Origin of the sequence: Salmonella sp. A7 (assembly GCF_020181675.1) — a bacterium.
Lineage (GTDB): Bacteria > Pseudomonadota > Gammaproteobacteria > Enterobacterales > Enterobacteriaceae > Salmonella > Salmonella enterica.
Window position 1 is genome coordinate 1,104,238 of the sequence record NZ_CP084001.1, and the last position, 19,681, is coordinate 1,123,918.

General features: G+C 48.7%; 23 protein-coding genes and 2 pseudogenes. 12 read left to right on the top strand and 13 right to left on the bottom strand.

Features of this window, described 5'->3' with window-relative positions:
* Positions 1-56 precede the first annotated feature (56 nt).
* Complete coding sequence (gene iroB, locus LCS67_RS05320) at positions 57-1,172, bottom strand: salmochelin biosynthesis C-glycosyltransferase IroB (protein WP_001221111.1); 1,116 nt, start codon at positions 1,170-1,172, stop codon at positions 57-59.
* A gap of 967 nt (positions 1,173-2,139) precedes the next feature.
* Positions 2,140-2,706, bottom strand: a complete 567-nt coding sequence (hin, locus tag LCS67_RS05325; RefSeq protein ID WP_000190918.1) for a flagellar phase variation DNA invertase Hin — start codon at positions 2,704-2,706, stop codon at positions 2,140-2,142.
* Between the two features lie 91 nt (positions 2,707-2,797).
* Between hin and LCS67_RS05330 the strand changes: the two are divergent.
* The 3 genes and pseudogenes from LCS67_RS05330 to LCS67_RS05340 all read left to right on the top strand — a co-directional run.
* A pseudogene (locus LCS67_RS05330) lies at positions 2,798-4,318 on the top strand (FliC/FljB family flagellin).
* Between the two features lie 67 nt (positions 4,319-4,385).
* Complete coding sequence (gene fljA / locus LCS67_RS05335) at positions 4,386-4,925, top strand: phase 1 flagellin gene repressor FljA (protein ID WP_000388998.1); 540 nt, start codon at positions 4,386-4,388, stop codon at positions 4,923-4,925.
* Positions 4,926-4,952: 27 nt separating this feature from the next.
* Positions 4,953-5,181 (top strand): annotated as a pseudogene (locus LCS67_RS05340) (helix-turn-helix domain-containing protein); the annotation flags it as partial.
* Positions 5,182-5,744: 563 nt separating this feature from the next.
* On the opposite strand, the gene LCS67_RS05345 reads toward LCS67_RS05340, so the two are convergent.
* The 7 genes from LCS67_RS05345 to LCS67_RS05375 form a co-directional block, all read right to left on the bottom strand.
* Positions 5,745-8,078, bottom strand: a complete 2,334-nt coding sequence (locus LCS67_RS05345; RefSeq protein ID WP_023198743.1) for a primase-helicase zinc-binding domain-containing protein — start codon at positions 8,076-8,078, stop codon at positions 5,745-5,747.
* Between the two features lie 14 nt (positions 8,079-8,092).
* The gene (locus LCS67_RS05350) at positions 8,093-8,413 is read right to left on the bottom strand and encodes a DUF5375 domain-containing protein (RefSeq protein WP_000743152.1); all 321 of its coding nucleotides are present in this window, start codon (positions 8,411-8,413) and stop codon (positions 8,093-8,095) included.
* Complete coding sequence (locus LCS67_RS05355; RefSeq protein ID WP_001145746.1) at positions 8,410-8,670, bottom strand: hypothetical protein; 261 nt, start codon at positions 8,668-8,670, stop codon at positions 8,410-8,412. Before LCS67_RS05355 ends, LCS67_RS05350 begins: the two co-directional genes overlap by 4 nt.
* Before the next feature lie 73 nt (positions 8,671-8,743).
* Positions 8,744-9,193, bottom strand: a complete 450-nt coding sequence (locus tag LCS67_RS05360) for a hypothetical protein (RefSeq protein ID WP_000459283.1) — start codon at positions 9,191-9,193, stop codon at positions 8,744-8,746.
* A complete protein-coding gene (locus LCS67_RS05365) occupies positions 9,186-9,485 on the bottom strand; it encodes a hypothetical protein (protein ID WP_000556707.1) in 300 nt (99 codons plus the stop codon). Before LCS67_RS05365 ends, LCS67_RS05360 begins: the two co-directional genes overlap by 8 nt.
* The gene (locus LCS67_RS05370) at positions 9,475-10,077 is read right to left on the bottom strand and encodes a host cell division inhibitor Icd-like protein (RefSeq protein ID WP_000986181.1); all 603 of its coding nucleotides are present in this window, start codon (positions 10,075-10,077) and stop codon (positions 9,475-9,477) included. The genes LCS67_RS05365 and LCS67_RS05370 overlap by 11 nt, the downstream gene beginning before the upstream one ends.
* Positions 10,074-10,340 carry a helix-turn-helix transcriptional regulator gene (locus LCS67_RS05375; protein WP_001750322.1) on the bottom strand — a complete coding sequence of 89 codons (267 nt, stop codon included), beginning with the start codon at positions 10,338-10,340 and terminating at the stop codon, positions 10,074-10,076. Before LCS67_RS05375 ends, LCS67_RS05370 begins: the two co-directional genes overlap by 4 nt.
* Positions 10,341-10,887: 547 nt before the next feature.
* Between LCS67_RS05375 and LCS67_RS05380 the strand changes: the two genes are divergently transcribed.
* The 5 genes from LCS67_RS05380 to LCS67_RS05400 all read left to right on the top strand — a co-directional run bounded on the left by LCS67_RS05380 (position 10,888) and on the right by LCS67_RS05400 (position 14,314).
* On the top strand, positions 10,888-11,625 hold the full coding sequence (locus LCS67_RS05380; protein ID WP_000149859.1) for a hypothetical protein: 738 nt from the start codon (positions 10,888-10,890) through the stop codon (positions 11,623-11,625).
* Entirely contained in the window at positions 11,622-11,867 is a 246-nt protein-coding gene (locus LCS67_RS05385; protein ID WP_000984203.1) for an ogr/Delta-like zinc finger family protein, read from the top strand. Before LCS67_RS05380 ends, LCS67_RS05385 begins: the two co-directional genes overlap by 4 nt.
* 16 nt (positions 11,868-11,883) lie before the next feature.
* Positions 11,884-12,450: a phage polarity suppression protein gene (locus LCS67_RS05390; protein WP_000210076.1), complete on the top strand. Its 567-nt coding sequence runs from the start codon at positions 11,884-11,886 to the stop codon at positions 12,448-12,450.
* 347 nt (positions 12,451-12,797) lie between these two features.
* Positions 12,798-13,655, top strand: coding sequence for a hypothetical protein (locus LCS67_RS05395; protein ID WP_001018882.1), 858 nt, complete (start codon positions 12,798-12,800; stop codon positions 13,653-13,655).
* Positions 13,655-14,314 (top strand): hypothetical protein, encoded by a 660-nt coding sequence (locus LCS67_RS05400; protein ID WP_023198740.1) that lies wholly within the window; start codon positions 13,655-13,657, stop codon positions 14,312-14,314. Before LCS67_RS05395 ends, LCS67_RS05400 begins: the two co-directional genes overlap by 1 nt.
* A 34-nt stretch (positions 14,315-14,348) precedes the next feature.
* Here LCS67_RS05400 and LCS67_RS05405 read toward each other — a convergent pair whose 3' ends face one another.
* From LCS67_RS05405 to LCS67_RS05415, 3 genes are all read right to left on the bottom strand, one after another.
* The gene (locus tag LCS67_RS05405) at positions 14,349-15,542 is read right to left on the bottom strand and encodes an integrase domain-containing protein (protein ID WP_000124725.1); all 1,194 of its coding nucleotides are present in this window, start codon (positions 15,540-15,542) and stop codon (positions 14,349-14,351) included.
* A gap of 346 nt (positions 15,543-15,888) precedes the next feature.
* Positions 15,889-16,914 (bottom strand): site-specific integrase, encoded by a 1,026-nt coding sequence (locus tag LCS67_RS05410; protein ID WP_001536726.1) that lies wholly within the window; start codon positions 16,912-16,914, stop codon positions 15,889-15,891.
* Positions 16,915-16,917: 3 nt separating this feature from the next.
* Entirely contained in the window at positions 16,918-17,550 is a 633-nt protein-coding gene (locus LCS67_RS05415; protein ID WP_000052560.1) for a helix-turn-helix domain-containing protein, read from the bottom strand.
* Between the two features lie 116 nt (positions 17,551-17,666).
* Here LCS67_RS05415 and LCS67_RS05420 point away from each other — a divergent pair, with 116 nt between their 5' ends.
* The 3 genes from LCS67_RS05420 to LCS67_RS05430 are packed head-to-tail and all read left to right on the top strand — an operon-like array spanning position 17,667 to position 18,692.
* Positions 17,667-17,906 (top strand): hypothetical protein, encoded by a 240-nt coding sequence (locus LCS67_RS05420; protein ID WP_000102104.1) that lies wholly within the window; start codon positions 17,667-17,669, stop codon positions 17,904-17,906.
* Positions 17,907-17,941: 35 nt separating this feature from the next.
* Positions 17,942-18,451: a phage regulatory CII family protein gene (locus LCS67_RS05425; protein WP_100521899.1), complete on the top strand. Its 510-nt coding sequence runs from the start codon at positions 17,942-17,944 to the stop codon at positions 18,449-18,451.
* Positions 18,452-18,458: 7 nt separating this feature from the next.
* Positions 18,459-18,692 (top strand): phage filamentation protein Fil family protein, encoded by a 234-nt coding sequence (locus LCS67_RS05430; protein WP_000957775.1) that lies wholly within the window; start codon positions 18,459-18,461, stop codon positions 18,690-18,692.
* Here the strand turns inward: LCS67_RS05430 and LCS67_RS05435 are convergent.
* The gene (locus LCS67_RS05435) at positions 18,640-19,098 is read right to left on the bottom strand and encodes a hypothetical protein (protein WP_000166366.1); all 459 of its coding nucleotides are present in this window, start codon (positions 19,096-19,098) and stop codon (positions 18,640-18,642) included. The two genes, LCS67_RS05430 and LCS67_RS05435, sit on opposite strands and share 53 nt — an antisense overlap.
* A gap of 219 nt (positions 19,099-19,317) precedes the next feature.
* Between LCS67_RS05435 and LCS67_RS05440 the strand changes: the two genes are divergently transcribed.
* Entirely contained in the window at positions 19,318-19,659 is a 342-nt protein-coding gene (locus tag LCS67_RS05440) for a DUF5347 domain-containing protein (RefSeq protein WP_000963195.1), read from the top strand.
* The last annotated feature ends 22 nt before the right edge of the window (positions 19,660-19,681 follow it).

Sequence of the window (19,681 nt, forward strand, 5' to 3'; positions counted from 1 at the left end):
GAGATATGGCGACACACGCTGGGTTCAGCCGCCACATTGTCATTGCGCTGCCGCGGTTAGCTGTGTTGCAGCATGGCGATCAGTTTTTTTGCCACCTCGGTCGGGCAAGGCTGGGCCGCCATTTCCGCCGCGACCTCCTGCGACGCCTCGCGAAGCGCGCGATTACCGAGGAAGGTATTGATCATGCTGCTCGTAAGCCCGCTCTTACCGGGAATAATTCCGCATCCGCGCTCGACCACGGCGCGGGCATTGACGGGTCTGTCGGCACCCTGACCAAAGACTATCTGCGGAATGCCGGCATGCAGCGCCGTCAGGGTGTTGCCTGCGCCGCCATGGTGGATAAAACCGTCGGCACCGTTAAGGAAAACGCCCATCGGAAGCCAGTCGACCAGACGGACATTCGGCGGCAGTGAACGTAAATCCGAGCGGGCGTTTGCCGGAAGATGCAGGATGATTTCGGCATCTACTTCGCCGGCAGAATCCATTACCCAGGAAATCAGATCCAGGCCATCCACCATCGGTTTGACGGTGCCGAGGCTGACCAGAAGACGCTTGCGATCAGGTGTACGTTCCCACCATTCTTCCCAGACGGCGCCGCCGTTATACGGGACGTATTGCATGGAGATAACCGGCTCTCCGTCATTTTGCAGTATGCTCATGCTGGGCGGTGTGACGTCTATCCACGCCAGATCTCTTGGTGGCGCGCTGACCCCATGGCGGCGGTAGGCGTTAGAAAGTGATTTCGTCACGCCTTTGATGTGCCAGGGCGTATGACCGAAGCCGACGGTTTGCATCACTACCGGAATGTCATACTTAGCGGCAATCAGTGGTCCAACGACCCCAAGGGGAGGGTAGACGATGAGATCTGGTCGCCACTGCCCGGCGAACGCGACCAGCGGGTCAGTCATCTCTTCGCTGAAGAATGAGAAGTTCCCCATTTTTGTTCCAATGTTATTTTCTTTTCGTAATGCCTCCTGACGGCGATAACCCGCTTCCGAATCGAAACCAGGCGCAGCGTCAAATACCACCAACCCAGCTTCGGCTGCTTTCTGTGCAAATTTTCCACCGCTTGCAATCAGCACTTCATGGCCATTAACACGAAACGCTTGCGCCAGGGACAGCACAGGGTATAGCAGTCCATACAGTGGTGGACCGACAAACAGAATACGCATGAGAAATCCTCTCTCTCCACGTCATAAATCGAACAAGTCGTTAATGAGAATGATAATAATTACCAATATCATTTGTAAAATGCAATAACTAATACGACACTTGATCATGTGATGATTTTTTGCGTAAAAATCGGGAAAGAGGAGAGCGTTAAGCGGTGAAGTTTGGTTTCAGGCTTATTTACGCGCGTATGGTCGCACAGGCAAAGCGCCAGGATTGGGGAACTGGATTCGCATACCAGACGCCCGTGGATTATTAATGATAACTTTGCAAATAACCTTTCAGACACTGAGGTAAACGTACCGACAACAAGGTAACGGGAAGCGTAGGTAGTAGTATTGATAACGCGTTGCGGGGCAATTTAATGGTGTCCGGCGGCAGATCGTGTTCTGTGCAGACTTTCCGGCGTTAAATCCCGTATCACCTGCGAGCCTGGACTATCTCTGTGGTATCAACTCTGTAGTAATTTTGTCCCCTTCGTCTTCATTAGCCAATGAAACCGGCTTTAACGTCACCGTTCGAATGTTGCGAACGAACAGCTCCTTATGCGGAATATCGTCACCGCTCTGCGATTTTTATAGCGCATCAGCCACACGATTTATTGGTTCTTGAAAACCAAGGTTTTTGATAACCAATGTTATGCCAGGCTTACCTGTGTCATCCAGGTTATCGACACTTAAGGCATAAACTTTACTACTTTTTCTATCCGTAAATGCTTACATCTAACAGTTTGATTAAAAAGCCTTTCTATGTGAACACTGCGTCTGGTAGTGTTTTGAGCGATGTCGTCTATAGCTGGATATAACATAGGCTTTATCGTGAGTGTGTTATACTATATATGTTAATGCGTTGAATTTTTTCTCTTTTTTATTAGATGCTGTCTTTTTCGTATACCCTTTCGGTTTATTCATGCCATACGTCTGTATTACAAAAATGTTATATCCATCCTGTTGTGATTTTTATTTTAATTCATTCGTTTTTTATACGATTTGCCGGAAAGTATCTGTATAAGGTGGATACGCCAATACCAAAAATAATAGCTAATTGCTGCCGAGGATGGCCTTTCTCTAATAGCCGGCTAATCTGTTCCTGTTCATGTCTATTGATCGCCCGAGGGCGCCCTCCCAGTCGTCCTTGCGCTCTGGCGGCAGCCAGTCCGGCAAGGGTTCGCTCGACAATTAATTCTCGCTCCATCTCGGCCAGTGCTGACATTACATGAAAAAAGAATCGCCCCATCGCGCTACTGGTATCAATACTATCGGTTAAAGAATGGAAGTGAGCTCCACGTTCATGTAATTCTGATATTAACGCCACCAGGTTTTTCACGCTGCGGCCCAGTCTGTCTAATTTCCAGACGACAAGAGTATCGCCTTTATTTACATACTTTAGCGCTCGTTTCAGGCCGGGGCGGTTTGCAATCTTGCCACTGATACGGTCCTCAAAAATGCGGTCACAATTTGCACTAGTAAGCGCATTACGCTGTAAATCGATATTTTGGTCAATTGTTGACACCCGAATATACCCAATAGTAGCCATGATTTTCTCCTTTACATCAGATAAAGAAGAATTTTAGTCGCTTTTCTCATGGGAGATTGCTTTATCAAAAACCTTCCAAAAGGAAAATTTTATGGCACAAGTAATCAACACTAACAGTCTGTCGCTGCTGACCCAGAATAACCTGAACAAATCCCAGTCCGCACTGGGCACCGCTATCGAGCGTCTGTCTTCTGGTCTGCGTATCAACAGCGCGAAAGACGATGCGGCAGGTCAGGCGATTGCTAACCGTTTTACCGCGAACATCAAAGGTCTGACTCAGGCCTCCCGTAACGCTAACGACGGTATCTCCATTGCGCAGACCACTGAAGGCGCGCTGAACGAAATCAACAACAACCTGCAGCGTGTGCGTGAACTGGCGGTTCAGTCTGCTAACAGCACCAACTCCCAGTCTGACCTCGACTCCATCCAGGCTGAAATCACCCAGCGCCTGAACGAAATCGACCGTGTATCCGGCCAGACTCAGTTCAACGGCGTGAAAGTCCTGGCGCAGGACAACACCCTGACCATCCAGGTTGGTGCCAACGATGGTGAAACTATCGATATCGATCTGAAGCAGATCAACTCTCAGACCCTGGGTCTGGATTCACTGAACGTGTAGAAAGCGTATGATGTGAAAGATACAGCAGTAACAACGAAAGCTTATGCCAATAATGGTACTACACTGGATGTATCGGGTCTTGATGATGCAGCTATTAAAGCGGCTACGGGTGGTACGAATGGTGCACCTAGTGTAACAGGTAGTGCGGTTAAATTTGACGCAGATAATAACAAGTACTTTGTTACTATTGGTGGCTTTACTGGTGCTGATCTCGACAAAAATGGCGATTATGAAGTTAACGTTGCTACTGACGGTACAGTAACCCTTGCGGCTGGCGCAACTAAAACCACAATGCCTGCTGGTGCGACAACTAAAACAGAAGTACAGGAGTTAAAAGATACACCGGCAGTTGTTTCCGCAGATGCTAAAAATGCCTTAATTGCTGGCGGCGTTGACGCTACCGATGCTAATGGCGCTGAGTTGGTCAAAATGTCTTATACCGATAAAAATGGTAAGACAATTGAAGGCGGTTATGCGCTTAAAGCTGGCGATAAGTATTACGCCGCAGATTACGATGAAGCGACAGGAGCAATTAAAGCTAAAACCACAAGTTATACCGCTGCTGACGGCACTACCAAAACAGCGGCTAACCAACTGGGTGGCGTAGACGGTAAAACCGAAGTCGTTACTATCGACGGTAAAACCTATAATGCCAGCAAAGCCGCTGGTCATGATTTCAAAGCACAACCAGAGCTGGCTGAAGCAGCCGCTAAAACCACCGAAAACCCGCTGCAGAAAATTGATGCCGCGCTGGCGCAGGTGGATGCGCTGCGCTCTGACCTGGGTGCGGTACAGAACCGTTTCAACTCCGCTATCACCAACCTGGGCAATACCGTAAACAACCTGTCTGAAGCGCGTAGCCGTATCGAAGATTCCGACTATGCGACTGAAGTCTCCAACATGTCTCGCGCGCAGATTCTGCAGCAGGCTGGTACTTCCGTTCTGGCGCAGGCTAACCAGGTCCCGCAGAACGTGCTGTCTCTGTTACGTTAATTTATTTCGTTTTATTCAGCCCCGTGAATTCGGGGCTTTTTCATTCAGCATAGATGAATATATCTTTATGGAATGTATGGCTGTAAATGATATTTCCTACGGGCGAGAGGCTGAAATATGGCCGCGGGATTATTCTATGCTTGCTCGTCGAGTTCAATTTCTACGTTTTAATGATATCCCTGTTCGATTGGTGAGTAATAATGCCCGGATAATCACAGGCTACATTGCGAAGTTTAATCCGAGGGAAAATTTGATTCTGGCTTCGGATAAACCTAAAGGAAATAAGCGCATTGAAGTTAAATTAGAGTCTCTGGCAATTCTTGAAGAATTATCAGGTAATGACGCTTTTAATCTTTCGCTGGTGCCGGCTGACGAATTTAATCTTCAGCAAGATACTCCATCAAGAAGAGATTATTTCTCGATTTGCAATAAGTGCTATAAACAGGGAGTCGGTATCAAAATCTATATGAAGTATGGACAGGTTTTGACTGGCAAAACGACAGGCGTAAATGCGTGTCAGGTTGGTGTGAGGAAACCCAATGGCAATCATATGCAAGTTATGTTTGACTGGGTGAGCAGGATCACGTCTTCGGACTACGCTGAATAACGCATACGGTAATAAAAAATTCCGTGAGAAAATATTGATCCTGGAGGAACAGAGACCATTCGACAGCGCATAGATAGTTTCGCCGCTGCTCGTGCCACTACGGCCAGGACGCTTAAAGCAGCTGACAGAAAAGAATTGATCATTAAAGCTTCGCAAAGAAGGTCTGCTGAATTTTTGCAAATCTATGGATACTGTAGCCCAACATCCTGGCGTCTCACGGGCAACTGCTTATCTTTATGTTCGACAGCCTGACTGAGAGCTTTGCCCCAGCCAGGCTGGAGTTCCATTTTCTTTGACTCTCGTATTCCAATTCTTTCGGGAGTTATTGGTGAGACTTTTGGCGTTTTGCCCTGTCACCCATTGCGTCATTTGACGTCAATGCCCGTGAGGCTCTCAGCAATCCTCACCAGGCGGCAATAGATGTAAAAAAGCCCGCAGGGCTTGTGCCGTACGGGCTTTCTGTACTTCACCGGACGTATCCGGATCATTATTTGGTGGGCTGGCGGAGTCTGAATAATTCACGTAACTATCTGTTATTATGTGACTTTATCCAATTCAACTTTCATTGGTATACCTAAGCGTATACCAATGGAGATTTGTTGCAGCGCTTCCTGTGGTTAAGTGAACCTGTTTTTGGATAGATCACATCAAGAAAAAAACTTTTTTTTTAGAAAAACTGTTCACACTGTTCACTGTGTATTTTTGTTTATTGAAATCATTACGTTACACGGTGAATGGTTGGTGAACAGTGAACACTTTACTGTTCACTTTTGCCGTTTTGCAGGTAAAAAAAGACCGGCAATTGCCGGTCAGGTCAGGTTATTTCGCTATGGGGTCATCGCATTTTGGCAGCCAGTCGGCGTTGCTTTCTTCTCTTAGCGCGAGATTGGTCTGTATGCCCTGATTTTTCCGGCGCTTCTCATAACTTAGCCCGTATTCTTTCAGCATGGCTGGCAGTCCTTTACCGAACATGGTAAGGCTCAGGGTATTCCTGTAGCCGTGGGCTTCCATATACGCCAGATAGGCATGATACAGATACAGGCGCGGCTGACGCGGAATGATGTTGGCATTGCCAATATACATCCCCTCAGGCTCCGGCAGTGCTTCAAGGTAACCACAAAAATCAAATGTCGGGTCGGCGTCGCGTTTAATACTGAGCGCCTCGTCGGAGTTCTGCTGTGACTGGAGCAGTGTGCGGGCGATCATCGGATCGCTGAACTTCTGCATTAGCTGGCGTACAATCACGGCCAGCTCGCGGGCGATTTTGTTCTTGAGCTGCGGGTCGCGCTCTTCCGGGGCAATCTGTTCCGGGAAATGCAGGATCACCCGGCGACGGGAAACACCGCCGCTACGGTCGGTAAATCGCATCGGGTTATTGTTCACGGCCAGAATCACCGCCGGAATATGGGTGGAGTACGCATCCTTGTATTTCGGGTCGACCGATACCGCATCACCGCCTGTGATGGCCTTAAGTCCTGCACCGTCACCGCTCCATTTTTCCTGGTCAGGCAGCCGTATCAGCGAGAAGCCAATCAGCGCCGCGCGCTCACGTGGTGATTCCAGCGTTTCGATGGTAGCCGACGTGGCGTTATCTTCCCCGGCAAGCATGGTCGCAATTTCGGCCAGAATACTTTTTCCGCTCCCGCCGGGGCCGGTGACTTCGAGAAAGAGCTGCCAGTCGTAACGGTTCGCCAGAACCATAAACAGCGCGGCCAGAATCACATCGCGTTTTTCCGGTTTGCTACCGGCAGCGCGGTCAAGCCAGCGCCAGAAATAAGGGGCGTGGGTTTCCAGCGTTTCGCCCTCCACCGGTGGGGTGAAATCAACATCACATAGCGTGCGCAGCCAGTGCGATTTATGATGCGGGCTGAAAGTGCCGGTGGCGGTATCGAGTACCCCGTTACGAAAACCAATCAGACGGCGCGCCGGTGCGTCCTGCTGCGGAATAATCAGTTTCAGGGTCTCCACCACTGAGGCGATTTTCCCCGACGAGAACGGGGCGCGTAAGCGCTGGAATAAATCAGCCACATTCCGTGAAAAAGTGGCGGCAGGGATATTTTTCCAGATGCCGTTTTCATAGCGGGACAGGAGCTGGCCGTTCGCATCCACCGCCAGCGCTTCGCCGTAATGCTCATGCACCCGCAAGGCCTTGTCGCTGGCGCTCATGGCGGTAAATTCCGCTTCGCTCATGGTATCAAACGGACTTTGCGCCGGTGGCCGGATAGCGTCATAAATGGCTTTCCGCGTGGCCTCTTCACCTTTCTGCATAAACGCATCATTCCAGTCACCGAACACCGGCGGCAGGGCAACAATGCCCTCACAGGCATCTGCGGCCGCAGCGGCTTTGCTCTGGCCGTCGCCGTTCAGGTCACGGTCGGCGGCCAGCACAATCTGACAGGCCGGGGACTTCTGACGGGTAAGGCTCGCCAGAGAAAGGAGGTTCACGGAGGACAGCGCCACCATGACGGTTTCCCCGGTCAGGTGATGCACGGTGAGCGCGGTCGCATAACCTTCCGCAATCCACAGGCGTTTTCCGGCCTGTTTTTTCCCTTCGATGATATGACATGCCCCTTTGACCTGACCGCCTTTCAAGGTGCGTTTGAGACCATCAGCATTGATAAACTGAAGGTTAACCAGTGCGCCGGTATCGTCAGACAGCGGGACAACCACATCCCCGGCGCGGAACGTCACGCCGCCGGTTTTATGCATGACGGTGAGCGTCAGACATTCCAGAGCGGGGAAACCCTTGCGGGTGAGGTAGGCGTTGCCGGTGGTCGGTCGGGTTTTCTCCATGAGCCTGACAGCCAGCGCGGTCGCCGCTTTGCGGTCGGCCTCCGTTTCAGCCTCTGCGGCCGCAATCACTTCCGGGGCAACCGGCGACAGATTGCCGGTCACGGCGTTCACCTTCCCGGCAGCTTCTGACGGGGTCACGCCAAACACTTTCTCTACCAGCTTAAGCCCGTCACCTGCGCCACACTGATTGCAGAACCACGTCCCGCGCCCCTCTTTATCGTCAAAGCGGAAACGGTCAGAGCCGCCACACACCGGGCAGGACTGATGGCGGTTTTTAATCACCTTCACACCCAGCGCAGGGAGAATGTTCGGCCAGTGGCCACAGGCCTGTTTTACGGTTTCCGTTACGTTCATTTTCATCGTTATTTTCTCCCTCAGTGCAGTACCGGTGCGGTGATATGACGGGCGCAAAGTTCATTCATCACGGCGAGCCCGAGAAAGGACAGCGACGGCGCGGCCTTGAGTGGTCCGGCTTCCATTAAATCTTCCAGCAGTGCACAGGCAATCTGGCGGCCTTTTTCCTCGCCGTGCTGGCGCAGATAGAAGCCCTCCAGCTCGGCAGCAATGGCGCTTTCCAGTGTGTCGAGGGTGAGTTGCGGGTAGCGGTGCTGACGTTCGCACAGGGTCAGCCAGGCACAGGCCACGGCGCGACGATACAGCGCGGCGCGTAATACGGGTGGTAATGGTTTTTTCATACATTGCCCTCCCCGGTCAGCCAGTGCTGATTGCAGCGCTCGACCACGCCGTCGAGCTGGGCGGTCATAAGGTAAATCACGGAGGTGAGCTGTAACTGCTGCACCGGGTCACGGCGAACGGTGGCGCAGTCCTGCACCTGCATCAGATCGCCGACGAGCAGGCCGACGTTGCGCATATGTTCCAGACATTCGAGGTCTGCCCGGCTGATGGCGGGCTGGTGTTTATTCTGCGGCCGTTCCGTACTGTAAACAGGCATAATTTCTTCTCCTGCAGGTGTGCGTATCCCTGCGCGAATACGCACATTTAATTTTGGGAATGTCGTTTTTTAATTACAGATAATGGCGGTAACTGTTATCCGGTTTTATTTCTGGATCCGCTCGCGGAATATCCCGCCATTTACGCGCCGCTGGTACTGTTCGCTTGGGAGTCGTTATATCTTTCTGGTAAATATCGATATTTTTCGCCCGCCACTTCTGTAATTCAGGGTCGAAAGTGACTTCTTTCAGTACGGCATAACGATTTTCGCGGCAGCGTTTAAACAGATCTGGTTTCACACAGGTAAATTCCTGCAAAAAACGACCGAGCGGTATTTCCGTAAAATGGTCATCATTTTCTGTACGGACAAGAATGCTGTACGTCCGGCGGTACGGATTCCAGGCCAGCGCCGGGCAACGGTACGGCATATCCCATGGAATGCCAGCGGCCAGAACGCCGACCACGACCACATCAGGGAAGCCTGTGCAGCGATAAATCTCACCGGGCTGAGGAAAATCAAACATGGTCTTCTTCCTCCCGCAGGCCTTGCTGAGTGAGAAAGTCACGGCACAGGCCTTTGCCTTTCAGTTCCTCCAGAACAAAACTGATGTCATCGTGCAGATAGCTGAAAATATGTGGCATACAAAGCTGATGCAGGCCGGTTAATTCACGTTGCCCCAAATCAAGCCCGACAAACTGCGTTATAGTGCTGGCGCGGTTGAGTTTATGGTATGCCTCAATGCTGAGGTGCTCGCGAAGAGTGTTAAGGTCATCACGACGCGCTGAGACGGTCTGAATGCTGTTTTCAGTGTGCATGTGACACCTCCGCAAGCGGCAGACGGGCGGAAAGAGAAAGGACATAGTCGCGGACAAGGGAACTGCGTGCGGTGCGCTCGTCACCGGCAACGGTGCGGAGCATGCAGATATGTGGTTTACGCTCAGTGCGGCGAACGGCCGCAAACACAAAAATAAATTCATGGTGAGACGGGGTGAGGGTTGTAGCCATAAGGCAACCTCCGATGGATAGCTGATAATTGCTATCGCCGGAGTTCTCACGCTCAGTGGCGATAGCCCAGACGGGGGTGAGAATACCGGCTCCATCGAATACCGGCCAGCCCGAGGGCTGCCCCGCCTGAGCTACCATTGACATGATGACATAATGTACGAATACGGGCAGGCGACGGAAAGTCACACCTGCACGAATGTCCGCACACCACACCATTATCTGGTGCTCTGTGGCGTTGATTGCGACACAAAAAAAGACGCATGGCGCGTCTGGTATCGCCGATGGATTGCTCGGGTTCTCACGCCCGGTTGCCGATTTTGCGGCAACAGCAAAACTGTACCAGGAAACATACAAAAGATGCAAGCCAGAAAAAGGGGCTTTTTGCTGAACAGGTCGCATCATGCGTCATATCCCCGCTTGCGTTGTGCAATACGGTCGGCCATCCATGCGGTGACTTCGGATTGCAGCCAAGCAACATTTTTACCACCGAGGGTTATCTGCTGCGGAAAGGCATTTTTCTTAATGAGATCGTAAAGCGTGGAGCGGGACAGACCGCACAGATGCATCACTTCAGGCAGGCGTAAAAATCGCTCCTGAGTGGCATCAGATACCGGCATCAGGGGAGCCGCTGGAGCAGAAGACGGAGAAGAAAAAGCAGTTTGCATTAAGCCACCTCGTAACAATCCATACAGCGCCGGTCGTGTCCGTCCGGCTTCGGGTAGCTCTTTATTTTGTGAATATTTTTCTCCAGTGCAACAGGTGCATGTTGTGTCGTGGAGCGGTTTTGTCTGTTATTTGAGCAGTGAAATGAAAAGGCGAAAAATAATCGGCACACGACGCGCTGAGACGCTCATAAAATCCGGCTGATTGGATTCTTCTATTAATTACAGAAAATAAAAATAAAAAAACAATGAATCATTCGGAGGGAGATTGCCGGTAGCGGTGAACAGTAGTGAACAGTCGGTGAACAGTTACACCCTCAACTGTTCACCCTTTATCTGACTGTATTACTTATCTTTTTCTTTTCAGTGAACAGTAGTGAATAGTTATAAGTAAAAAAACAAACAGTGAGTAAGGTTTTCCTGAGACCTTTCTCTGGCCAGCCGGGTTTTAAGGTCTGTTTGTGCCATTTTTGCCACAACGGCAATGAATCGTGTTGTTGTGTCCGGCGCGGCAGAATCTCCTCAGATTGAAACGAAGAGGAGACCCGACATGACTCATACCGCTGTTATTCCCGACTACCTTAAACCCGCGATGGAACGGCTTGAGACGGCCAGAGAGGAACATCTCATTAATGCCCGACGCATGGATGAAACCACGGCGGCCATCAGCCAGGTGAAAGCACAAAAAAAGGAGCTGGAGCAGGAAAACGGCAATGATTCCGGCGCATGGCGCGCCGCCTTTCGTGCCGGTGGTGCTGTCATTACCGACGAGCTGAAACAACGCCATCTGGCGCGCGTGGCACGGCGGGAACTGGCGCAGGAATGTGACAGCATGAACGAGGTACTGTCTTTTGAGCTGGACAGCCTTAAAGGAGCGTGTGACCGGACGGCCAAAGCGTATCGTCAGGCACATCACAGCGTCCTCAGCCAGTACGCAGAGCATGAGCTAAATGCTGCCCTGCGTGAAACCTGTAGCGCGCTGGTCAGGGCAATGAAACTCAACATACTGGTACTGAATAACCCGCTTGCCAATACCGCCGGCCATCAGGGCTATATCCAGCCAGAGCAGGCCGTTATGCAGCAGGTGAAAGCGTGGCTTGAACAGGCCGTGAATGGCTGCAATATCCGTCTGACCGATGAACCGGTGCTGTTTAAAACAGGGCTCTCATCCTCCACGCTGCCACATATGGAGCATGATGTTGCGGTTACGCCCGGCCAGCGTCAGGTATGGTTTGAGAAAATGAAAAAACGTGAGTCTGACCTTAAGGCACGGGGGTTACTGTCATGATGCGCTGCCCTTTCTGCCGCACAGCGGCACACGTTCGCACCAGCCGCTATATGTCTGACAGCGTCAAAGAGAGTTACCTGCAGTGCCAGAATGTACACTGCTCGGCGACATTTAAAACGCATGAGTCGATTTTTGAAGTGATACGCTCGCCGGGCGTCGATGAGAAAACCGCGCCGGTGCCGACAGCCCCCGTTGCACCCCGTCGGGTAAAAGGCTGCTACAGCTCGCCGTTCCGCCATTAATAAGGAGAAACAACCCGTGACCACTCTGACGTTACAGCAGGCCTGTGACGCCTGTCAGACGAACAAAACCGCGTGGCTGAACCGTAAAAGCGAACTGGCCGCCGCAATGCAGGAATATCAGGAATTATTGCTGGATGACAATGCATCAGGCTCCCGCAGATTACAGACGCTGCGTGACCTGATTGACGTAAAAAAATGGGAAGTTAATCAGGCCGCCGGTCGCTACATCTTCTCGCATGAGGAGGTGCAGCGCATCAGCATCCGTAACCGGCTGCATGATTTTATGCAGCAGAACGGAGCGGAGCTGGCCGCCGCACTGGCACCGGAGCTGATGGGGATTAAAAACCAGCCCGCGATGATAAAAAACCGCGCGCTTGACCGTTCGATGGCATATCTCCGTGAAGCCCTTTCCGTCTGGCTGACCGCAGGAAATGAAATTAATTATTCTGCACAGGATAAAGATATTTTAACGGCCATAGGATACAGGCCTGATGCGCCTTCGCGGGATGATAATCGTGAAAAATTCACCCCTGCACAGAACATGATTTACGCCCGTCGACGCGCCGGACTGGCCGCGCAGTAGACTGTCAAAAAATCCCTGTAAATCCCGCTATTTTTAACCAAATAAGCCATGCATCCATAAGGTGCATGGTTTTGCATGCGTTTTCTCGCTCCGGCATGCCAGACCAGCGCCAGTCGTGGCGCGGCCTGAGACCATCTTTGCACCTGCATTAAAAGCGGCCCATTAAGCGGGCAGGCGTGGCGGGGAGAGCATTGCGCGCGACATTACATAAAAAATTTGTAGTAAAGTTTTCTCCAATCGCATTCAGTTTGATCATTGGTAGTTAGTTTTAAGAGGTAGATCTAGGCTTCGTATGAACATAAAATGTTATTCTTGATGAATTGTTTTTTCACATGGAGCAAAGTGAAGTGGCGATTGTTGAATTGCATTTTGATGGCGATATTGCACCTGATCACCAAGTATCTCTAAGAACTCTTTCTAAAAGTTTAGGTCACTTGCAAAGTGCCTTAGACCGGGCTTATCTTGACATAAGGCATGGTAATCTTTGGAAATATGCCAAGATGCACCATGACTACTATAAAGATGTTGAAATGTTGGTACAGCCTCCTAGAGAAGGCGGATACATTATTGACTTCTTCTCAAAGAAAGAAATTACAAAAAAAGTTGTCGAAAGGGTTTCAAATGCAATAAATAATGCTGTAGTAGAAGCACAGCAAGCAGGTCTTGAAAATGCTGACACTATCAGTAAAAGTTTGGAAACTAAACGTGCGCAAATCGCTGCTCAAAAAGTTCTTCCACGTGATTATCAAAAACTTTTAGAAAATCCTGATCCGGCAGTTAATCGGCGGTATGGTGATCGGGCTATTGTAAGAGACATAGATCAAATGCTGGCAATTATTAGATCGAATCACTCTGGTGATAGCTCGTTAGAAATATCGTTGACAGCAGATCGCACAGAGGTATTTGAATTCAATAGAGCTAAAGCTAATGATTTCCATAGAGTTATAACAAGAAAGAAATTGGGAGACCCCGTAATTTATCGAGTGAAAGTCACCGAGATGGACTTACAATATCTTTCTGCTAAAATGAAGAATAATTTTAATAACTCGGTAAGCACGCTGAGATTTGCCTCAAAGGAAGATTTTCAAGAAGTTTTCCCTTATTTTCAAGGTGAAAAAGAAATGGTGTTTTTGGGTGCGCCTTATATAGAATATGGTGCTTTTGATCCAGCTTGCGGAGATGTATATTTTATACAGGTGTATTAATGGATGAGTTAGCAAAAAAAGTCCAAGAAAAATATATAGAGGATCTTACTAGTAAGTATCCTCTACATCGTTTTTTGATATTGTTCATGGTAATTTTCTTTATGCTAACTTATCAAAATGGTAATGTTGATATTTACAATATTCTGAACCAAACATCGCTTAAGGAAGTCTTTGATTTTCAGGGCGGCGTGTTGTCAGGGCTTTCAATGTTGCAACTAATGCAAGCTCTCATCATTTCTTTGATTTTGAATAGTTCGCATAAAAAAATAAATTTTTCTATTTTCAATCGATTGATTTTAATCGGTAATTCTAATGGGTATATTGCAAAAATTCATGAAAAATATAAGAGTTTAAAAAGAAATGATGCCTATGATTTCTTTCTCATCAAGGAGATAGATAACAAAATAACAGATAAAAAGGCTTGTCTTCGTGTTAAGGTAATTAACTCCGAGATTATTTTTTCTCTTTTGTTTTGTATACTTTGGAGTTTTCATATATCTGCAGTGAATATAGTCTCGATATTTTCTTTATTATTATTGTGGTTTTATGTTCAATGGGATATTTATAAGTTTTACACCTCTGATTTCTTTCCGTTGTATGTTGCAAAACAATATTTGCTAGATGAGCCTATAGTCGCTACAGAAGGCTTTCATGATTGAAAGCCTTAAATAATAATATATTCGCTAAATATTGTCATTTAGAACTCGTAATTATTGCACCCCACCAAGATAAGAGTTCCTTACGTTGCTCAATGTACAAAGCACGATTATATGCTCGGCGGACTTCGTCTTTGTCAACATGAGAAAGTGCAGTTTCGATAACGTCTGAGTTAAAACCAGCCTCATTCATTGCTGTGCTTGCAATAGATCTCAAGCCATGAGCAACTAATTTTTGCCCATATCCAATCCGCTTTAAGGCTGCATTAGCTGTCTGGCTATTCATTGGCTGCTTTGGATTATTCCTACTCGGAAAAACATATTCTCGATGTGCGCTAATAGGCTTCATAACCTCTAGAATATCTAATGCCTGAGGAGATAGAGGAACAACGTGCTCACGCTTGGCCTTCATTCGTTCGGCTGGAATCGTCCAGAGCTTTGTATCGAGATCGATCTCTGTCCACCTGGCACCGGAGGCCTCAGAAGGGCGCACAAGAGTCAGGAGTTGCCATTCAATAAGACAGCGAGTCGAAACAGACAGATTTGACATGATTAAAGAACGCATCAGTTTCGGCAATTCTTCTGGCCGCAGTGTCGGCATGTTTTGCTTTTTAGGCTTCTCAAATGCCATACCAATACCAGATGCAGGGTTGGCATCAATCAGACCAGTGTTTACGGCATAAATCATTATCTCGTTAATACGCTGCACCAGTCGACGTACAGTCTCAAGCGCCCCACGAGCTTTGATTGGTTCAAGCGCTTCAACCAATGTACGGGCTTTGATTTGCTGAACAGGGATCTCACCGATGGCAGGGAATACATCTTTCTGCAGTGAACGCCAAATGTCTTTTGCGTAATCAGGAGTAACGCTTTTGCTTTTGAGCTGGAACCAGTTAGCGGCGACTGTCGAAAAAATACTGTCCAGAGCGATTTTTTGCTCTTCCTCTACGGCTTCAGCTTGAATTTGTGGGTCAATTCCGTTGGCTAATAAGGCAAGATAATCCGCTCTTAATCCTCGGGCATCAGCAAGTGAAAGGGCGGGGAAGGCACCGAGTCCCATCATTGTCCGCTGCTTTGTTGCCGGACGTTGATAACGGAAACGCCAGAGCTTTTTCCCACTGGTTTTCACTATCAGGAAAAGCCCATCACCATCATGTAGCGTTAGATCCTTCTCTAACGCCTTAGTACGCAGAACTTCGGTGTTGGTCAGGGGGCGTGTTGTCCGTGCCACTGTGGCCGCTCCTTCATGAATTGGTATACGCGTTTAGGTATACATCCTATCGTATACCTAAACGTATACCAATAATCATCGGATTTAGCCGGATGCCCTCGGACAACGACAGACACAAAAAAGCCCGCAGGGCTTGTGTCGTGCGGGATTTCTGTACTTCACCGGACGTATCCGGATCATCATTTGGTGGAGCTGGCGGGAGTTGAACCCGCGTCCGAAATTCCTACATACCATTTTTAGTATAGTAAAAACAGTGTATTGCGTTTAAAAACAGCGAGTTAGTATTATTCAGTGTTCGTCCGTTTTACGCATTTTTAATGCCCTGCCGCCAAAATGCCGCCATAAATTAGCGTTTCCAATTGAGGTTGTGAAGCGGGTTTTTTGTCACTGCGTCTTCGAGGTGGTCAGGGGCAAAGTGAGCGTAAACCATCGTCATTTTTATATCTGCGTGGCCCAGAATATCGCGCAGTACCAGTATGTTTCCGCCGTTCATCATAAAGTGGCTGGCGAAGGTATGGCGCAGCACGTGGGTACATTGGCCTTCTGGTAGCTCAATACCAGCTCTTTTTACTGCACGCTCAAAAGCTTTTCTGCATGGCGTGAATAGCTTCCCTCTGTTTTTGGGGAGTTCGTCATACAGATCCTGAGATATTGGCACGGTACGGTTTTTCTTGCCCTTCGTCTTGGTATAAGTGATGCGGTATTTTGATAGCTGATGGCCCTGCAGGTTTTCAGCTTCACTCCATCGGGCGCCAGTTGCCAGGCATACTTTTGCAATCATCAGCAAACTGGGACTCTGAGAATCAGCACAGGCATCCAGTAGACGTTTAATTTCTTCCGGTGCCAGGAACGCCAGTTCGCCCTCTGCGATTTTGAATGTTGGTAGCCCAGCGAGCGGGTTGGGTGCTGACCAGTGGCCCAGCTTTTTCAGTGTGCCAAAAACAGATGATAGGTTACGTTGTTCAAGGTTTACCGTACGGGGCTTAACTGGCGACATAAGCACGCCATCTTCATTTTTTACTTCACCTTTTAACCGTGCTTCCCTGTATTTCGTAAAATCGCCTGCGGTTAACTCTGAGGCAATGGGATCGCCCAAGCCATTACAAATAATGCTGAGTTTTGCCATCAGGCGTTTGGGGTCTGCCAGCGTCTGCCCATAAAGTGAATGCCACTGATCAATCACTTCTGACAAATGCCGCCGATCTTCCTTCTCCCCCAGCCACGGTTTTTTGTTCACCTCATCCATGGTGTGGTTTTCGAATGCTATGGCCTCGCCTTTAGTCGCAAATTGCTTGCGTACACGTTTGCCATCCCGTCCGTTCGGGTAGCATTCACACAACCATTTTCCGTTAGGCTGTTTTCTGATGCTCATAAGTTAGAGGCTCTTGATTACTTTGACTGCACGCCCGATAGCTTCAATGTCGTCGACCGAGCATTCAAATGATGTTTCATCTTGGTGAACTACAATTTTGTTGCCTGGAACGCGAGCGATTTTGACGATGCTTTTAACTCCGTCCATATCGACTAACCAGAAGCCATTACTGACTTGTTTAACAGACGTATCCACAACAAAGCTATCAGTAGCTGTTTTTACAAATAAAGAGTTGGATGAGTCACCATCGAGCAGTCTGCTATCAAGAAGAATTTCATCACTTGGCTGCAGTTCACCGTTCTTCAGTTCAACATGTTTGATGCTAGGAGCAACAATTTTAGAAAGTGGTCTTACCGTGACGGAGGTTTCGTTTTTGAGATTTCTTTCTTCGTTCTCACACGCATACATATCTCCTTGTCCCGTAGCCAGCCATAGAAGGGAAATTCCTGTTTCAAGAGCGCATTGAATTACCCATTCAGCAGGGAAACTATCCCTTAAGTATCTGTTAGCCATAGTGCTTTTTGATACTTCCAGATGTTCGCAGAGCTGCTGTCGTGAGCTGAAATTGTAAGCCTTAATAAGCCTGTTAATCGCATCGCGCCCACCACTATCATTCCCCGCCTTGATTAAACTCATAATCAAACCTCTTGACGTATATAAAAAGTGATCTTAATATCCATTCATGGTTTGAAAAGCAAAACCAAACCACATAAAACAAGATAAAACGAACCCAAACTAAGAGATACTGCACTATGAGTACTGATATTTCAATTCGTGTACCAAAAGAGATGGCAACGCCTGCTGAGTTCGCGGAGTGGGAAGGTATCTCCCGTGGCTCTGTGTATCAAAAAATTCACCATGGTCAGCTTGCTAAGTACATGGTGAAGAAAGAAAAAAATAAAGGACGTGTAAGCCTGCGGTACCTGATGTACAAAACCGACCAGGTTCGTGAGTCTCTTGGTCATTCCAACTTCCGCGTCATTGTTGGTTAGTAAGTTCGATTATGAGAACTTTCTAAGGGGCTTGCATGTTTGATTATAAGATTTCCAAACATCCACACTTTGACGAAGCCTGCCGGGTTTTCGCGCTGCGTCACAACATGGCGAAGCTGGCAGAACGCGCGGGAATGAAAGTCCAGACGCTGCGTAACAAGCTGAACCCGGAACAACCGCATCAGCTCACGCCGTCGGAGATCTGGCTGCTTACCGATCTTACTGAGGACTCTACGCTCGTTGACGGTTTTTTGGCTCAGATTCACTGCCTGCCATGCGTACCGATGAACGAAGTGGCAAAAGAGAAGTTGCCACATTACGTCATGAGCGCTACTGCTGAAATCGGACGTATTGCTGCCGGTGCTGTATCGGGTGATGTGAAAACTACTGCAGGCCGCCGCGATGTTATCAGTAGCATCAACTCTGTTACTCGCCTAATGGCACTGGCTGCCGTTTCCATACAGGCACGTTTGCAGGCTAACCCGGTGATGGCAAGCGCGGTGGATAGCGTGACGGGCCTCGGCGCTTCATTCGGTCTGATCTGAGGTGGCTATGCTGACTAGAGAACCATCTTTTGCATCACTTCTCGTTAAGCAAAGCCCAGCAATGCACTACGGTCACGGCTGGATTTATTTACCTTGCGGAAAAAAGTGGCATCCATGTATTGAACTGTCTCCCCGGCAGCAGGCTGTCCGGGGAATAGGTAAAAAGAGATTGCTACAACGTCTAAGTTTTAACGTGGCAGGCATCCTGCAAACCAGGCGAAAAGCTTTTCCTGGAAGCTGAGCTTAGTGTCGTCAGACCGACCACATGCAATAGCTGCTCTTTTGTAGGCTGGATTTAACAAAGAACCGAAAGGTGCGGAATCAGAGTGATGCAGTGTTTTCAATTTTTGTGCAATCAGCTCCGGGGTCAATTCATCCCCAGCATAAAGCAATTCACCGTACTGACGGCTTTGTACGCTAGCACGCTCGGAAATAATTGCGGGTTGCCACACAAGTTGAATTGTTGCGATTACAACAACGGGCAAAGCGAATACCCATTCCAGCCCGGTATCGGCTATGACAGCAGTACCGCTAATAATCTGAATAGCAGTCATCAATTTGTCAGCCCTACCGTGAAGTGTCGCTGTCATAAGCTCAAGGTAATAGCAGTAATGCAACTGGAAATATTCGGAGCTTTGTTTAGTCATGCCGGATTCCTATTTTTTATCTTGCCCCGGTTCTGGCTTAGGTGCAGGGGCAGGACGAGGCAATACATGGAAGTTGTCAGAGTCTGACATCAGGTTTCTCCTTCGAGGGGTAGGTGATTGTTGGCGCAAATAGTCTACCACTAAGGCACGCGCCGGGCGTGTGAAAAAATTCCCGGCACAACTTCAAATAGGTATATGTACGACGAGATAGGAGGGGGAATGGCTATTGATGGCCCGGTGGCGACAGTTCCATTAAGCCCCGGCAAACGCCTGGATGGGTTGAATCATATTGCTGAATTACGCGCAAAAGTGTTCGGCCTGAATATTGAGTCGGAGCTTGAAAGGTTCATTGAAGATATGCGCGACCAAAGGGATGTTAACAATAAACAAAATGAGAGGGCACTGGCAGCCATATTCTATATGGCAAAGATTCCAGCAGAACGTCATAGCGTCAATATTAGTGATCTGACTACTGACGAAAAGCGGGAACTGATTAAAGCAATGAATCATTTTCGTGCAGTGGTGAGCTTATTTCCAAAACGGCTAACCATGCCGAATTAACCCACAACAGAAATTAATGGCG

Coding starts and splice junctions, on each gene's coding strand:
- hin (WP_000190918.1), bottom strand. CDS start 2,706: ATGGCTACTATTGGGTATATTCGGGTGTCAACAATTGACCAAAATATC.
- LCS67_RS05420 (WP_000102104.1), top strand. CDS start 17,667: ATGAGTACTGATATTTCAATTCGTGTACCAAAAGAGATGGCAACGCCT.
- LCS67_RS05370 (WP_000986181.1), bottom strand. CDS start 10,077: ATGATGCGACCTGTTCAGCAAAAAGCCCCTTTTTCTGGCTTGCATCTT.
- LCS67_RS05360 (WP_000459283.1), bottom strand. CDS start 9,193: ATGTTTGATTTTCCTCAGCCCGGTGAGATTTATCGCTGCACAGGCTTC.
- fljA (WP_000388998.1), top strand. CDS start 4,386: ATGGAATGTATGGCTGTAAATGATATTTCCTACGGGCGAGAGGCTGAA.
- LCS67_RS05345 (WP_023198743.1), bottom strand. CDS start 8,078: ATGAAAATGAACGTAACGGAAACCGTAAAACAGGCCTGTGGCCACTGG.
- LCS67_RS05385 (WP_000984203.1), top strand. CDS start 11,622: ATGATGCGCTGCCCTTTCTGCCGCACAGCGGCACACGTTCGCACCAGC.
- LCS67_RS05410 (WP_001536726.1), bottom strand. CDS start 16,914: ATGAGCATCAGAAAACAGCCTAACGGAAAATGGTTGTGTGAATGCTAC.
- LCS67_RS05435 (WP_000166366.1), bottom strand. CDS start 19,098: ATGACTAAACAAAGCTCCGAATATTTCCAGTTGCATTACTGCTATTAC.
- LCS67_RS05425 (WP_100521899.1), top strand. CDS start 17,942: ATGTTTGATTATAAGATTTCCAAACATCCACACTTTGACGAAGCCTGC.
- LCS67_RS05375 (WP_001750322.1), bottom strand. CDS start 10,340: ATGCAAACTGCTTTTTCTTCTCCGTCTTCTGCTCCAGCGGCTCCCCTG.
- LCS67_RS05355 (WP_001145746.1), bottom strand. CDS start 8,670: ATGCCTGTTTACAGTACGGAACGGCCGCAGAATAAACACCAGCCCGCC.
- LCS67_RS05415 (WP_000052560.1), bottom strand. CDS start 17,550: ATGAGTTTAATCAAGGCGGGGAATGATAGTGGTGGGCGCGATGCGATT.
- LCS67_RS05350 (WP_000743152.1), bottom strand. CDS start 8,413: ATGAAAAAACCATTACCACCCGTATTACGCGCCGCGCTGTATCGTCGC.
- LCS67_RS05400 (WP_023198740.1), top strand. CDS start 13,655: ATGGATGAGTTAGCAAAAAAAGTCCAAGAAAAATATATAGAGGATCTT.
- iroB (WP_001221111.1), bottom strand. CDS start 1,172: ATGCGTATTCTGTTTGTCGGTCCACCACTGTATGGACTGCTATACCCT.
- LCS67_RS05365 (WP_000556707.1), bottom strand. CDS start 9,485: ATGCACACTGAAAACAGCATTCAGACCGTCTCAGCGCGTCGTGATGAC.
- LCS67_RS05380 (WP_000149859.1), top strand. CDS start 10,888: ATGACTCATACCGCTGTTATTCCCGACTACCTTAAACCCGCGATGGAA.
- LCS67_RS05430 (WP_000957775.1), top strand. CDS start 18,459: ATGCTGACTAGAGAACCATCTTTTGCATCACTTCTCGTTAAGCAAAGC.
- LCS67_RS05440 (WP_000963195.1), top strand. CDS start 19,318: ATGGCTATTGATGGCCCGGTGGCGACAGTTCCATTAAGCCCCGGCAAA.